The 213-nt window shown below is 77.0% G+C and carries 1 pseudogene; it reads right to left on the reverse strand.

From position 1 onward, the window contains the following. Positions 1–213, reverse strand: a pseudogene (locus WU80_RS25140) (hypothetical protein); the annotation flags it as partial.

Consider the following 213-nt stretch of genomic DNA (forward strand, 5'->3'; position numbering starts at 1 on the left):
CGGAATCCGTATTTGTGCGAGTAGCCCGCGGCGGCGCCGGCGCGGCGGCCCATGACGCCGGTGGGCATGCCGCGCAGCAGGGCGTTGCCCGGCGGATTGCTCGCCCCGGCCTGGAGGGGGGCGACCTCGGCCTCGGCGGCGTTGGCCGGGCTGACCGCCGAGGTCAGCGTGGCCCACTGCTGGGGCACCGACAAACCCCCGACCTGGGCGGCC

This window comes from Mycobacterium sp. UM_11, from assembly GCF_001414075.1.
Taxonomy (GTDB): Bacteria; Actinomycetota; Actinomycetes; order Mycobacteriales; family Mycobacteriaceae; genus Mycobacterium.